11 protein-coding genes and 1 pseudogene are annotated in these 15,583 nt (G+C 40.4%); 4 read left to right on the forward strand and 8 right to left on the reverse strand.

Annotated features, from left to right (window positions below; genetic code table 11):
• Nucleotides 1-331: 331 nt before the first annotated feature.
• The 8 genes and pseudogenes from EXS92_RS05620 to valS all read right to left on the reverse strand — a co-directional run bounded on the left by EXS92_RS05620 (nucleotide 332) and on the right by valS (nucleotide 8,027).
• Nucleotides 332-1,142 (reverse strand): annotated as a pseudogene (locus tag EXS92_RS05620) (NYN domain-containing protein).
• A gap of 608 nt (nucleotides 1,143-1,750) precedes the next feature.
• Complete coding sequence (gene rplS / locus EXS92_RS05625; protein ID WP_000797699.1) at nucleotides 1,751-2,107, reverse strand: 50S ribosomal protein L19; 357 nt, start codon at nucleotides 2,105-2,107, stop codon at nucleotides 1,751-1,753.
• Between the two features lie 21 nt (nucleotides 2,108-2,128).
• The gene (gene trmD, locus EXS92_RS05630; RefSeq protein WP_000672953.1) at nucleotides 2,129-2,818 is read right to left on the reverse strand and encodes a tRNA (guanosine(37)-N1)-methyltransferase TrmD; all 690 of its coding nucleotides are present in this window, start codon (nucleotides 2,816-2,818) and stop codon (nucleotides 2,129-2,131) included.
• Entirely contained in the window at nucleotides 2,819-3,364 is a 546-nt protein-coding gene (gene rimM / locus EXS92_RS05635) for a ribosome maturation factor RimM (protein WP_165515831.1), read from the reverse strand.
• 9 nt (nucleotides 3,365-3,373) lie between these two features.
• Entirely contained in the window at nucleotides 3,374-3,727 is a 354-nt protein-coding gene (locus EXS92_RS05640) for a KH domain-containing protein (protein ID WP_165515832.1), read from the reverse strand.
• Nucleotides 3,728-3,743: 16 nt separating this feature from the next.
• Nucleotides 3,744-3,974 (reverse strand): 30S ribosomal protein S16, encoded by a 231-nt coding sequence (gene rpsP, locus EXS92_RS05645; RefSeq protein WP_000216122.1) that lies wholly within the window; start codon nucleotides 3,972-3,974, stop codon nucleotides 3,744-3,746.
• 73 nt (nucleotides 3,975-4,047) lie between these two features.
• Nucleotides 4,048-5,394: a signal recognition particle protein gene (gene ffh, locus EXS92_RS05650; protein ID WP_165515833.1), complete on the reverse strand. Its 1,347-nt coding sequence runs from the start codon at nucleotides 5,392-5,394 to the stop codon at nucleotides 4,048-4,050.
• A gap of 14 nt (nucleotides 5,395-5,408) precedes the next feature.
• Nucleotides 5,409-8,027, reverse strand: coding sequence for a valine--tRNA ligase (gene valS, locus EXS92_RS05655; protein ID WP_165515834.1), 2,619 nt, complete (start codon nucleotides 8,025-8,027; stop codon nucleotides 5,409-5,411).
• Between the two features lie 136 nt (nucleotides 8,028-8,163).
• Here valS and fliW point away from each other — a divergent pair, with 136 nt between their 5' ends.
• The 4 genes from fliW (at nucleotide 8,164) to hopL (ending at nucleotide 15,569) form a co-directional block, all read left to right on the forward strand.
• Complete coding sequence (gene fliW, locus EXS92_RS05660; protein ID WP_001105855.1) at nucleotides 8,164-8,571, forward strand: flagellar assembly protein FliW; 408 nt, start codon at nucleotides 8,164-8,166, stop codon at nucleotides 8,569-8,571.
• A gap of 11 nt (nucleotides 8,572-8,582) precedes the next feature.
• On the forward strand, nucleotides 8,583-9,644 hold the full coding sequence (murG, locus tag EXS92_RS05665) for an undecaprenyldiphospho-muramoylpentapeptide beta-N-acetylglucosaminyltransferase (protein WP_165515835.1): 1,062 nt from the start codon (nucleotides 8,583-8,585) through the stop codon (nucleotides 9,642-9,644).
• Nucleotides 9,645-9,751: 107 nt separating this feature from the next.
• Entirely contained in the window at nucleotides 9,752-11,839 is a 2,088-nt protein-coding gene (gene hopI / locus EXS92_RS05670) for a Hop family outer membrane protein HopI (protein WP_165515836.1), read from the forward strand.
• Between the two features lie 22 nt (nucleotides 11,840-11,861).
• On the forward strand, nucleotides 11,862-15,569 hold the full coding sequence (gene hopL / locus EXS92_RS05675) for a Hop family outer membrane protein HopL (protein ID WP_165515837.1): 3,708 nt from the start codon (nucleotides 11,862-11,864) through the stop codon (nucleotides 15,567-15,569).
• The last annotated feature ends 14 nt before the right edge of the window (nucleotides 15,570-15,583 follow it).

Here is a 15,583-nt window from a genome sequence, read left to right on the forward strand (position 1 = left end):
ATCAAGCGGCTTTTTAAAAGCCCTTGCTGAAACAAGGAAATGAAATTATAGTCATAGAAAGCTTAAGGTTTGCTTAAATTATAAAAATTTTTGACAGAGTAGGTTAAAATTTTAAAACGATTGGGTTTTGAGAAATCTAAATACCACCGACCACCGCCAAAAACACGCACGCATTCCCCATAAAACCACTATTATAAGCGCTAATTTATCTCTGTTTTCAAAAATCACTCCATAATAGAGAGCAAAAAATGAAATCATGAATTAGAAAAATCCGCTTAAGCTAACCCTTTTAAAATGGGTGCTTTTTTGTCCCCTTGGTGTGGGGATCGTGTTAGTTATTCTTAAAGAGTTGGTCTTTAAATGGGTTGTTAAAAGGCTCGTTGGGGGAAAAGTTCTTTTTCTTGGAGGTGTACTGATTTTTTGGCAAGTTATCTACAATGTCAGCGACACTGCGTTCTCTCACATTGCAAGACTTCTTCAAGTCTGAAGGGACAGAATTGGGGCTTTCTTGAATGTTGGCGATGAAGACTTCAAAGCCTTTCTCCCAAGCGGCTTCTAACACAGGCACAAAATCGGTATCCCTGCTGAACAGCAAAATACACCCTCCTTGTTTGGTGCAATACAGCTTGGTAATATCGTGCGCCAACAGCGCATCAACTTGTTTTTGACGCAACTTTAAGTAAGGTATGAAAATCTTGTCTTCTAGACCATTATAGACTTCTTTGTCTTCGAACTCATGTACGAATTTGAACTTTACCCGCCCGACCCGTAATTTCACTTGATTTTGTTGGGCGATCGCATGGTTGAAAGATTGGATAATCCCTGATTTATTCACTCTTTCCTCATATTCTTTAAAATTATTCTTTTTATACTCCTCAAGTTCTTCTTTTTTATTGCTCTTGATTCTAGGTTCAACTTCTGTGAAAGGCTCAGATACATAAAAATAGATCCGCTTCAATTCCTCTTCAGGCTCCAAAAACGAACGGATTAGCGCTAAGAGTTGATCGGGATTGTTGAAATTAAAATTAGACTCTTTTAAACGCTCATCCGTTTCTTGGATTGCTTTCAAATTCTTGGATTGCTTTCAAATCGGCGAGAAGATTTTCCCAATCCACAAAAATCGTGGTTTCAGTTTTTTCCATGCTTTCTCCCAAAATATGAATTTTGCCATAAGGGTTGAGTATAGCATGGGGATTTAAACATGCCTTGTTTTTTAAAATAAAGGTTCTGTTCTCATCAAACAGACACTCAAAGCCTTAATTAATTTCTTTCATTTTTTAAAAACTTTATAGTAAAACTTTCTTGAGAATATAGGGGGATATTTCGTGCTTTAATGTTCTTTCAAACCCTTTAAATCCCCTAACCTGATCGCTTTTTTTAAGGAGTTATCGTTTAACTTGCGTCAAGCTTTTTGTATTTTGATGGTAAAAAACGCTTTTTAACCTTTTTTAAAATTTGACAACCAACGCCCCATTAAAGCCAAAAATTCAGTTTAACAAACAGCAAGCTAGAAAAGAAGCGATTAAAGCTTTGCCTTGAAAAAAAACGAACACCAACGCTAAAAAGAGTTTAGAGTTTTAAAAAAGTCGGTGGTAAAACTAAAAAGGGATTAAAAAACTCTTTTTCAAGCCAATCCAATCCATTTAAAAAGTTTTACGCTAATTTTAAGAGAAGCGGTTAAAAAACGGATTTCAACCCCTAAAGAGCACTCTATCCATCAGCATGATGGATAAAAGAATCTTAAAAAAAATTAATGGCGGACTTCTTTAATCCTTGCTGCCTTACCTCTCCTATCGCGCAAATAGTAGAGCTTCGCGCGGCGCACCCTACCCACGCGCAACACCTCAACGCTCGCCAAACTTTCGCTATAAAAAGGGAAAATTTTCTCCACGCCGATATTGTTAGCCCCTATTTTACGCACGCAAAAAGTCTTATCCACGCCATTGCCTCTAATCGCAATACACACGCCTTCAAAATACTGAGTTCGTGTTTTTTCGCCTTCTTTAATGGTGATACCCAATCTCAAAGTATCGCCGGCTTTAAATGCTGGCATGGTCTTGTCTTTTAATTGAGCGTCTTCAAACTGCTGAATGTAGCGGTTTTTCATGTGTTTTCCTTAATGTCAATTTCATGATTTGTGCTGTTTGAATAAATCAAGGCGGTAGAATTTTGTCCTTAATTTTGACAAATCAAGTTTTAGTTGCTTGATTTTAGCATGATTTCCTTTAGAATATTCTAAAGGGGCAGGGATTTTATTGATTTCTTTGGATTTAAAAACAGCGTTAGCGAAATTAGGGGCCTCCAAATAATGGTTTTCAAAGCTCTCATTTTCTAAAGATTGGGCGTTACCCAAAACCCCTTGAATGTGGCGAGCGATACTATCTATCAAGCACAACGCCCCAAGCTCGCCCCCTGTTAAAATAAAATCGCCTATACAAAAAACCTCATCAGCGCTCAATTCAATAGAACGCTCATCAAATCCCTCATAACGCCCGCACACCAAAACGACATGCTTTTTTTGAGCCAAACGCATCGCGTCTATTTGCTTGAAAGGCTTGCCCACCGCGCTTAAAAAAATCGTGTGTTTAGGGTTTTTAACAGAATGGAGCGCGTTTTCTATCATCTCAGGGTCTAAAATCTGCCCCGCACCCCCACCAATGAGCGTGTGATCCGCTTTTTGATATTTATTAGCGCTAAAATCTCTAAGGTTTAACACTTCTAATTCAAAAAGATTTTTTTCTAACGCTCTTTTTAAAATAGAATCTTCAAAATAAGGCCATACAAGTTGTGGGAAAAGGGTTAAAACGCTGAATTTCACTCAACTATTCTCTAAAAGCGTTTTAGCGTTATGGGTGGTTATTTTTTTGTCTTGCAAAAGGATTTCTTGGATATAAAAATCCCTATAAGGGATTAAAAAAATCTTAGCCAAACCTTTTTCAACCAAGTTCAGCGTGGTTTCAACCATGAAATAATCTGTTTGAGAAATCCTTTGGATTTCTATGACTTTTCCTAGAATCTCGTTTTCTTCCACCACGCTAAGCCCTACTAAATCGCAATAAAAAAACTCCCCATCTTTTAAAACACAGAGTTTTTTACTCTCTGCTTCACTCATAAAAAGCCCTAAATTAGTCAGCTCTTTAGCCTTTTCAGGCGTGTGGATAGTTTCTAAAAACAACAAATTTTTGGCATGTTCATAAGAATGGATTGTATATTCTTTAAAAGAAGAAGCGCAAGAGAAAGCGTTGGTTGGAGCGACACTCACCTTAACGCCTTTTTTTAAGCACTCCGGAAAATCGCTCTCTAAATGAAGCTTTAACCCCCCATTAAGCCCCACGCTTTTACCAATTCTGCCCACTAAAAGCATGAAAAAAATTCAAGGCGTTTGATCGCCTAAAACATGGGGATTTTTATCGCTATTTTTATCGTTACTCGCAAAAACAACGATTTTATAAGAAAACCCATCTTTGGCTTTCACACCAGAAACAAACGCCTTAATCGCGCTCACCATTTTACCCTCTTTGCCAATCACATGCCCCATGTCTGATGGGTGGGTATAAATAGTGATTTGCTTGACTTTATCTTCTAAAAGCGTGTACTCCACGCTCAAAGCTTGCGGAAAAGAAACAACCTTTTTTAAATATTTTTCTAAAAAAGTTGCCACGCAATACGAATAGTCCTTACACTCAGCTTGAGAAAAAGGCGTGTTCAAAGGATCCAATTCGTGCATTTAGCCTCACAAAACCTTAGGCTTTTTGAGAAAGTTTTTCCACCCTCTCGCTCATTTTAGCCCCCACGCCTTTCCAATAATCCAAGCGCTCCTTATCAATTTTAATATCTTTAGGCTCGCTTAAAGGGTTGTAATACCCAATGGATTCAATCCAACCTCCATCCCTTCTTTTCCTAGAATCGGTTACCACCACTCTGTAAAAAGGCTTTTTCTTTCTCCCAATGCGCGTGAGTCTGATGACTGTCATTACAAAAATCTCCTAAAATATTCATATTAAATTTGAGATTATACAACAAAAGTGCCTAAAACATGCTTAAAAATCAGCGCATTTTAGGGGGTGTTTGATTTTTAGCCTGACTCATTAGATTCATCAAATCGCTAATACCCTTTTTATTCGTTAAGCGTTTCGCCATTTTGCTCGCTTGATCAAAGCGTTTGATGATGCGATTGATTTCAGACACTTCTAAGCCGCTCCCTAAAGCGATCCTTTTTCTTCGGCTGCCGTTTAAAATCTCGGGGTTTTCTCGCTCTTTTTTGGTCATGGAATTGACCATGGCCTTGATTTTTTTCACTTCTAAAGAGCTTTCTAAATCCGTGTCTTTTAAAGCGCTTGCCATGTTCCCTAAACCTGGAATCATAGAGATTAGAGAACTCATAGAGCCTAATTTTTTTACTTTTTCAATTTGGTTTAAAAAATCGTTGAAAGTGAATTGCCCTTTTTTGAGCTTTTTGCTTAAGTCTTTGGCTTCATTAGGGTTTAAAACGCTGGCGGTTTTTTCAGCGAGCGAGATAATATCTCCAGCCCCCATCAAACGCCCCACAATCCTTTCAGGCACAAACACGTCTAAATCAGGGATTTTTTCCCCACTCCCAATAAAACGCAAGGGTAATCCTAATTGGTAAGTGATGCCTAAGGCGATACCCCCTTTAGAATCGCTATCAAACTTGCTTAACACCACCCCGCTCACGCCTATTTCTTCATTAAAGGTGTTCGCGCTTTTGACCCCATCTTGCCCGCCCAAGGCGTCTGCAACATACAGCACTTCATGGGGGTTTAAGACTTCTTTAACTTCTTTTAATTCTTGCATAAGCTCTTTATCAATGGCTAAACGCCCCGCGCTATCCACGAGTAAAACATCAAATTGCGCTTCTTTAGCCCTTTTTAAAGCGTTGCTAGCGATTTCTTTCACGCTTTTATTTTCTTCGTAAAAAACTTCCACGCCCACCTGTTCGCCCAAAACCTTTAATTGCTCCACTGCCGCTAGGCGTTGCAAATCGCATGCGCATAAAAGCACTTTTTTATTTTTGGTTTTTAAATAATGAGCGAGTTTAGCGGTGGTGGTTGTCTTACCGCTCCCTTGCAAACCTGCCATTAAAACCACGGTGGGGGGCGTTTGAGCGAAAGTGAAACCACTGCTCCCTTTAGCGCTTAAAATTTCTAACAAACTCTTTTCTAAAGCGTCTAAAAATTGCTGCTTGCCAATGCCGCTCGCTTTAGTCTGGCTTTCCACTTTTTTGAGCAATTCTCTAGCCACTTTATGATGCACATCGTTTTTTAAAAGCGTTTTTTTCAATTCATCTAACGCCCGATCTAGTGCTTTTTCATCATCTTGAAAGCGGATTTTATTGAGCGCGTTTTTAAACCCATCGCTTAACGCTTGAAACATTTTCTATCCTTTGATTATGGTTGTTCTAATAAATCCAATTCTTGCTTGATCTTACCCTCTTTTTCTAAAAGCGTTTTTAAACTCTCTTTGGCTTTTTCTAGAACGCTTTTAGGCGCGTTTTTGACAAAATTTTCATTGTGCAAATTGAGTTTTAGTTTTTCTTTTTCCAATTTTTCTAGCTGCTTTTTTAAACGCGCAACCAGCGGGCTTAAATCAAGATTTTCTAAATCCGCATAAGTCTGGCAAAATTCCCCCACATCGCTCACGCTTTTTAAAGGCTTATAAGTTATCACGCTGACTTTTTCTAATTTCGCTAATTTTTGGGCGTAAGTTTGCAAACGCTCTGTGTTTTCTATTTTCTCCCTTAATCCCACGCTCGCTTCTTTTAAAACAATTGGTGGGGTTTCTAGCATGATTTTCAAACGCCTTAAAGACACGATGCAATCTTTAATCACTTCAAATTCATGCTCTAATGGTTCATCTCGCGCGATTTCTTTAGGGTAAGGCATGACCATGATAGATTCAGTGTTTTCTAGATCCGTGTTACTGAGCTTGTGGTATAAAGACTCACTGATAAAGGGCATGAAAGGGTGCAAGAGTTTTAAAGCCTCTTTTAACACGCTCCCTAACTCGTCTATCGCTTCATTTTCCACTTTGGAAAATTCAATGAACCAATCGCAAAATTCCCCCCACAAAAAGCGGTATAACAAAGTCGTGGCGTCATTAAAACGATAATTGTCTAAAGCGTTACGAACCTCTTTAGTAACAAGATTCAAGCGCGATTTCGCATAACGCCCCAAAGGCGTTTGGTATTCATCCAAACGCTCCCTGTCTTTAAAAGATTCTTGTTTGAGTTTCAAATAACTCACCGCATTGAAAATCTTGTTGGCGAAATTTTTGTTATTTTCTAAATGCGTAGTAGAAAGCTTAATGTCCCTGCCCGTAGCGCACAAATTGGCTAAAGTGAAACGCAGGCTATCTGCGCCGTATTTTTCTATCATCTCTAAAGGATCGATCACATTACCTTTAGATTTGCTCATTTTTTCACCCTTTTCGTCCCTAACCAAGGCGTGCAAGTAAATGTCTTTAAAGGGCAATTCGCCTAAAAGCGATTCGCTGCAAAAAAGCATCCTAGCCACCCAAAAAAAGAGAATGTCAAACCCGGTAATGAGCGTGGTGTTAGGGTAGAAATCTTTCAAATCGCTTTCATTAAACAAACCGCTTTTTTCTTGCCCCCACCCCAAAGTAGAGAACGCCCATAGCCCTGAACTAAACCATGTGTCTAGCACATCTTTATCTTGCTCTAGTTTTTCACTCTTACAAGTAGGGCAACTTAAAGGGGTGTCTAGGCTTACGAACTGGTGGTTATTCTCGCAAGTAAACACCGGTATTTGATGCCCCCAAAACAATTGCCTGCTGATACACCAAGGGCGTAATTCCCTCATCCAAGCGTTATAATTATTGATCCAATTAGAAGGGTAAAACCGCGCCAAACCTTGTTGGATTTTTTCAATAGAACTTTGAGCGATTTCAGGCTTGACAAACCATTGCTTAGACACATAAGGTTCTACCACATTATGACAACGATAGCAATGCCCCACTTGATGCGTGTGTTCTTCTATTTTTTCCAATAGGGCGTTTTCTTTTAATCTTTCTACGACCTTATCTCTGGCTTCTAATCGTTCTAAATTTTCAAACTCCCCGCAATGCGCGTTTAAAATCCCCTTTTCATCAAAGATTTTAATCATCTCCAAATGGTGGCGTTTGCCCACTTCGTAATCGTTAAAATCATGCCCAGGGGTAACTTTCACACACCCTGTGCCAAACTCCATTTCCACATGCGCATCAGCGATAACAGGGATTGTGCGATTGATTAAAGGCAAGATTACTTGTTGCCCCACTAAATACCTGTACCTCTCATCATTAGGATTGACCATAAGTGCGCTATCGCCAAACAAAGTTTCAGGGCGTGTGGTAGCCACCACTAAATAATCTTTTTGATTTTCTAAATAATATCTAATATAATACAACGCCCCCTTACGCTCTTCATACTCCACTTCAATATCGCTTAACGCCCCGTCTTTAGTGCACCAATTCACCATGTAGTTATCTTGAACAATAAGACCCTTTTCATACCATTTCAAAAACGCTAATTTAACCGCTCTTTGCAAGCCCTTATCCATCGTGAAACGAGTCCTAGAAAAAGCCGCGCTCACGCCTAAACGTTTCATTTGCTCTAAAATCGCTCCCCCGCTCTTTTCTTTCCACTCCCACACTTTTTGAATGAACTCTTCACGCCCTAAATCTTCTTTTTTAATCCCTTGATTTAAAAGCTGCTTTTCTACGACATTTTGCGTCGCAATGCCGGCGTGATCCAACCCGGGCTGATACAAGGTCTTATACCCGTCCATGCGTTTATAACGCGCTAAAATATCTTGCAAGCTTAAAGTTAAAGCATGCCCTATGTGTAAGATACCGGTCACATTAGGAGGGGGCATCATCAAGCAAAATCGCTTGCCTTTTTCTTGGATTTTTTCATTGCCATCAATTTCAAAATACCCCCTATGAGAGCAAATTTCATAAATCTTTTTTTCTATCTCTTGGGGCTGGTAAGTGGTGGGTTCTTGTTTCATTATTGTTATTATCCTAAAATAGAGCGTTCTTTCAGAAATGGTTGAATTTGGAACGCCTTTTGCTTTTACGCTTTTAATTGTTGCGTATTTTTTTAAAATTATACAACAAAGCATTTAAATTAAAAAGGATAGTCCAGTGAATTACTTTTTAAAAGCCCCTATTTTAGGATTTGAGCATATCAATGAAGTGCGTTTGGAAAAAATTGATTCCTTATTCAGCCGGTTAATTAGCCAAACCAATTCACCCATGGCGTTGGATATGGTCTTAGTGAATCCTTATTGTTTGAGGGAATACAGCTTTGTGATACCCAAATACATAGAATTACTGCTAGAATTAGATTCTCATTCCAAAGTTGAGGTGTATTGCGTGGTCGTGTTGCAAAAAAATTTAGAAGACTCTATGGTTAATTTCTTAGCCCCCTTAGTGTTTAATTCCAAAAATGGCTTTGGCGCTCAAGTGGCGCTTTCTATGATGGATTATCCGGATTTTGGCTTTAGAGATCCTTTAAAAAGCTTTGTGGTTAAAGAAAGAGAACGAGCTTAAAGGTTTTTAACATGAAGTTCGCTCTTACAGGGGGAGGCACAGGGGGGCATCTCTCTATCGCTAAAGCCTTAGCCATAGAATTAGAAAAACAAGGCATAGAGGCTATTTATTTAGGTTCCACTTACGGGCAAGATAGAGAATGGTTTGAAAATAGCCCCTTATTTAGCGAACGCTATTTTTTCAACACGCAAGGCGTGGTCAATAAAAGCTTTTTTAAAAAAATAGGCTCTTTATTCTTGCAAGCTAAAGCCGCTTTTAAGGCTAAAGAAATCTTAAAAAAACACCAGATCACGCACACCATTAGCGTGGGAGGGTTTAGCGCAGGACCGGCGAGTTTTGCAAGCTTGCTCAATCACATACCCCTTTATATCCATGAGCAAAATGCGATTAAAGGCTCTCTTAATCGCTACCTTTCCCCTAAAGCTAAGGCGGTGTTTTCAAGCTATGCGTTTAAAGATAAGGGTCGTCATGTTTTAACCTCCTATCCCGTGCAAAACGCCTTTTTTGATTTCGCTAGGACTCGAACTGAAATCAAGCATATCTTATTTTTAGGCGGTTCTCAAGGGGCAAAAGCGATCAATGAGTTTGCGTTATTAAACGCTCCTAAACTCACCAAACAAGGGATTAGAATCACGCACATTTGCGGCTCAAACGCTCATGAAAGAATGCGTTTTTTTTACCAGGAATTAGGGCTGTTGGACAAGGTAGAATTGTTCGCTTTCCACAACAATATCATAGAAGTCATGCACAGGGCGGATTTGTGTGTGAGCCGAGCGGGTGCTAGCAGCGTGTGGGAATTGTGCGCCAATGGCTTACCCACGATTTTTATCCCCTACCCTTTTGCGAGCAATAACCACCAGTATTACAATGTCTTAGAATTTGAAAAAGAAAACCTATGCTATGTCGTGCCTCAAAACGAATTATTGCCTAAAAAACTCTTTGAAGTCATTAGAAAGCTCAACCAAAAAGACGATCAAGGCAATAAAAACCTAACCATTATCAGCGCTAAATTGCAACAAAAAATCGCTAAAGACGGTGCAAAAACCATCATTGAAACGATCTTAAGCGCCTAAAATAGCCCATTTTAATCAACAATTAAGCGACCAACCATTAAACTTAAGCGATAAATAAGATAAAATTTAGGATAGCTCAAATCTTTTAAAAAGAAAAGGATAACCCCTTGCAAGACTTTATTTTTAATAAAAAATGGCTCATCTATTCTAGCCTACTCCCCTTATTTTTTCTTAATCCCTTAGCGGCTGAAGATGATGGGTTTTTTATGGGGGTGAGTTATCAAACTTCTCTAGCGGTTCAAAATGTGGATAACTCAGGGCTTAACGCCAGTCAAGACGCATCCACCTACATCCGCCAAAACGCTATCGCTCTAGAATCTGCGGCAGTGCCTTTAGCCTATTATTTAGAAGCGATGGGCCAACAAACCAGGGTTTTAATGCAAATGCTCTGCCCTGATCCTTCTAAAAGATGTTTGCTCTATGCGGGGGGCTATCAACAAAACGCCCAAAATGGCGATACAGGCAACAACCCCCCAAGAGGCAATGTCAATGCCACCTTTGATATGCAATCTCTAGTCAATAATTTAAACAAGCTCACCCAACTCATCGGCGAGACTTTAATCCGTAACCCTGAAAATCTTTCTAACGCCAAAGTCTTTAATGTCAAATTTGGCAATCAAAGCACCGTTATTGCTTTACCTGAAGGCCTAGCCAATGTCATGAACGCTTTAAACGATGACATTACCAACGCTTTAACCACGCTTTGGTATAACCAAACCTTAACGAATAAATCTTTTAATAGCGGTAATTCTGTGAATTTTAGCCCCGAAGTGTTGCAACACCTTTTACAAGACGGGTTAGCCACAGCAAGCGGTAATCAAACCATTTGCAGCACTCAAAACCAATGCACCGCTACTAATGAAGCTAACTCTATCGCTCAAAACGCCCAAAACATCTTCCAGGCTTTAATGCAAGCAGGGATTTTAGGAGGCTTATCCAATGAAAAGCAATTTGGCTTCACTTACAACAAAGCCCCTAATGGTAGCGATTCCCAACAAGGCTACCAAAGCTTTAGCGGCCCGGGTTATTACACCAAAAATGACGCTAACACCACGCAAGCCCCCTTAAAAACCTTGCCCGCTGGAGCGACAGTAGGATCAGGCAATGGCCAATACACCTACCACCCTAGCTCAGCAGTCTATTATTTAGCCGATAGCATCATCGCTAATGGCATTACCGCTTCCATGATTTTTTCAGGCATGCAAAATTTCGCCAATAAAGCCGCTAAACTGACAGGCACTTCAAGCTATGGCCAGATGCAAGAAGCGATCAACTATGGGGAAAGCTTGCTTAGTAACACCGTAGCGTATGGGGATTTTATCACCAATTGGGTCGCCCCCTATTTGGATTTAAATAACAAAGGTTTGAATTTCTTGCCTAACTATGGGGGGCAATTGAATGGCGCTAATAGTCAAACCCCACAATTAACCCCACAACAAGCCCAACAAGAACAAAAAGTGATCATGAACCAACTAGAGCAAGCCGCAAACGCCCCCACCCCTGCGCAAATAAACAGGATTTTAGCCAACCCCTATTCCCCCACGGCAAAAACTTTAATGGCTTATGGGCTTTATCGCTCTAAAGCAGTGATTGGTGGGGTGATTGATGAAATGCAAACTAAAGTGAATCAAGTCTATCAAATGGGCTTTGCTAGGAATTTTTTGGAGCATAACTCCAATTCTAATAACATGAACGGCTTTGGCGTGAAAATGGGTTATAAGCAATTCTTTGGCAAAAAGCGCATGTTTGGGCTTAGGTATTATGGCTTTTATGATTTTGGTTACGCTCAATTTGGTGCAGAATCTTCTTTAGTGAAAGCCACTCTCTCTAGCTATGGAGCAGGCACAGACTTTCTTTATAATGTTTTTACCCGAAAAAGAGGGACTGAAGCGATAGATATAGGTTTTTTTGCCGGTATCCAACTGGCAGGGCAAACCTGGAAAACGAATTTTTTAGATCAAGTGGATGGCAACCATCTTAAGCCTAAGGACACTTCTTTCCAGCTCCTTTTTGATTTAGGCATAAGGACTAATTTTTCTAAAATCCAAAATCAAAGAAGGTCTCGTTTTTCTCAAGGGATAGAATTTGGCCTTAAAATACCGGTGCTTTATCACACTTACTACCAATCAGAGGGCGTTACAGCGAAGTATAGAAGAGCCTTTAGTTTTTATGTGGGCTACAACATAGGCTTTTGATTAAACAAAATAAGGGAAAAATATGATAAAAAAAGCTAAAAAATTCATACCACTCTTTTTAATTGGCTCTCTCTTAGCTGAAGACAATGGCTGGTATATGTCTGTAGGCTATCAAATCGGTGGCACGCAACAATTCATCAATAACAAACAACTTTTAGAAAATCAAAATATCATCAACAGCGTAACCCAAAGCGCGATCAATATTGCAGGGCCTACTACCGGTTTAATCACTTTAAGCTCTCAAAGCGTCATTGACGCTTTAGGCTATGGCGTGAGTAACACCGTAGGTAACCAACTAAAGGGCATTTCTAATATCTTGAATCAAATTGGCAAAAGAAAAGATTTTTATTCTAGCCGTCAAATCTCTAGCATTTCCCAGCAAATCATAGGGCTTAAAGGAAGCTCTGATCCCTTAAAAGCCCATTCTTCACAAATCACAGCCAGACTCCTTTCTAACACCCAAAGCGCGTTTGATCAAGGCATCGCGCTAAGCTCTAGCATCATTAGTTCTGTTAATAGCCTTAATCCCAGCAACAACGCCAAAGAAGTCAAAGCCCAGCTCCAAAACACCGCACAATCCATGGCGGAATTATTGCAACAAATTGAAAACAGTATCACTAAAACCACTAGCACCACTTATGTGCAATCCTTGCTCACCAATCTAACCGATGCGGTGAACGCTTCTAGCAATAATACCGCTTATGTGAGCGCTCTTGTTAACGCTTTAAACACTTTAGGGGTGGGGGTTTTCCCCACCACAACCACAACGCATGTGGTGTTAAACCCACCGGGACAAATCGTATTCTATCCGGCTAATTCCCTTTTAGGCTCTACTTCTTCAAACAGCAACAACCAACAACAATACAACAACACCCTTTTAATGAACACCTTACAAGGGACATTAAGCGCTAATAATCAAATTAACCCCAATGGTTGCGCCAATCAAGTCCAGTGTTTGGAGCAATTCATCCAAAATTTAAGCCCTTTAGCCGCAACCCCCACTTCAAACAACCAAGCCAACCAGCAAGTCCAAGCCATCGCTCAAAAGCTTCAAAGCGTGGCTATCAACGCTTTAGACAACAATGCGATCAACAACACCACCTATAATTTAAACAACTTGCACAACGCTTTGAATTTCCAAGCCTATGAAAGCACGATAGAACAATACAATAACGCTTTAAAACAAATTTCTTGGATCAATTTCACTGAGCCTAAAAACTTGCTCAAAAACACTTCCAATAACTACCAAATCGGCACGGTTACCAACGCTCAAGGGCAAAATATCAGCGCCTATGATTGCGCAAGCGCTACCGGAAGCCTTTCTAGCGATGCTTCTAGCGGGATTTCATGCTCAGCCACAAGCTCTACAAGCTCCACAAATGGCTCTACAAACAGCTTTGACAATTCTTTAGTCGCTACCTCCAAAGTCCAAACCATCAACGGCAAAGAGCAGATCGGCGTGAATTCTTTCAACCTTGTTTCTCAAGTGTGGAGCGTTTATAACTCTTTAAAAACTTCAGAAGAAAATTTGCAAAAAAACGCCAAGATCTTATGCGCTAATGGATTGCCACCTGGGACAAGCTCATGCGGCAACTCTGGGGGTTTGAACATCAGCGGGAACGCCCAATTGCAAAACATTTTAAGCTCTACTAATGGGACTAGTGCTACCGCTCAAACTAAAAGCAACGCTTCCCAACTGAAAGCGGTGGTGGTGGTGAACAATGAAGAAGAAGCTAAAACGACTAATTTAGCTCAAAATAGTGGGCCAACCACACAATCTCCTAACAGCACGGTGATGGGAGCTTTAAACACCGTATTGCAAAATGTCAATAATTTCCAACAAAGCATTCAAAACGCTTTTCAAAGCCAAAGCAGTAATATCCAAGCTTGGGCGAACGCACTTTATAACACTAGTAACCCTAATGAGAGTCAATCGCAAAATTTAACTACTAGCAATAACCAAGATTTACGCATCCAATTGAGAGCGAATTTCTACCAGTTCATCAATACGATTAACCAGCAAGTGCCTACAGACATGAGCGCTTTAATTAATCAAAGCCAACAAACCCAACAAACAAGCGGAGCAACGAGCAATAATAACCCATGCACGAGCGGAACGAATGGGAGTAATAGCAACTGGTGCTATCAGCAATGGTCCGATTCTAAGGCTTATTACAGCGGGTTGCAAAACGCTTTAGGGTATCAAACACAAGCAACAACTCAAAGCGGGAGCAGTGGTGGGAACAGCATCACCTACAATGTCCAACAAATCACGCTCACTAGTAATGGTTTGCTCAATCAAATCATCACAAACCTTAAGGGCGTTAATGGGGGCAATGGTGCGAGTGGCGGAAGCGGAAATGGCACTAGCCCAATCAACACAGCCTACCAAATGCTCACAGACGCCAGCGATGGGAAATTAGGGACTTATAATAGTAGCGGTAATAGTGGCAGTAACAACGGCTACCAAACATGCACCAACGGGAGTAACGGGGCGAGTGGGAGCAATTGCTACACCCCCAACAAACAAAGCACCACAAGTGCCACCACCGCAAACACTAGCGAAAACAGCTTGCAAAAAGTCTATAATGACGCCCAAAAAATAGCCGACATTATCGCTAGTTCAGGGAATAATAAAGGCGTTGAAAACGGCTTAAAACAATTCTTTGAAGCCTTAAAAAGTAATAGTAGTAGTCTCAGTAATTTGTGTAATGGTAGTAGCGGTAGTAGTGGCAATTGCTCCGGTGGGCTTATCAACCTTTTAGGGGCAATCCCTATAAATGGGGTGAGCGATACGAACAATTTAATTAATCTGCTCACCGAATTTATTAAAACCGCCGGGTTTATCCAAAATAATGATAATAACGCTAGTAATGAGAGTCTCAAAAGCGCTTTTCAAACCATTACGAGTGCTATTTCTCAAGGGTTTCAAGCCTTGCAAAACGATATTAGCCCTAATGCGATTTTAACCTTGCTCCAAGAAATCACTTCTAACACCACCACCATTCAGTCATTCTCACAAACCTTACGGCAGCTTTTAGGGGACAAAACCTTCTTTATGGTGCAACAAAAGCTCATTGATGCGATGATTAACGCCAGAAATCAGGTTCAAAACGCGCAAAATCAAGCCAATAACTACGGCTCTCAACCCGTTTTAAGCCAGTATGCGGCCGCTAAAAGCACCCAACACGGCATGAGTAATGGTTTAGGGGTTGGCATAGGCTATAAATACTTCTTTGGTAAAGCGAGAAAATTGGGCCTTAGGCATTATTTTTTCTTTGATTACGGCTTTAGTGAAATCGGCGTAGCCAATCAAAGCGTGAAAGCGAATATCTTTGCTTATGGGGTAGGCACGGATTTTTTATGGAACTTGTTCAGAAGGACTTACAACACTAAAGCGTTGAATTTTGGGCTATTTGCTGGGGTCCAATTAGGCGGCGCAACTTGGCTTAGCTCCTTAAGGCAACAAATCATTGACAATTGGGGGAACGCCAATGACATCCATTCAACGAATTTTCAAGTGGCGCTGAATTTTGGGGTGCGCACCAACTTTGCAGAGTTTAAGCGTTTCGCTAAGAAATTCCACAATCAAGGGGTCATCAGCCAAAAGAGCGTGGAATTTGGGATCAAAGTGCCTCTCATCAATCAAGCGTATTTGAATAGCGCCGGGGCTGATGTGAGCTACAGGAGGCTTTATACTTTCTATATCAATTACATCATGGGGTTTTAAAAAGGGGTGCATCA

Source organism: Helicobacter pylori (assembly GCF_011175115.1).
GTDB lineage: Bacteria > Campylobacterota > Campylobacteria > Campylobacterales > Helicobacteraceae > Helicobacter > Helicobacter pylori_DF.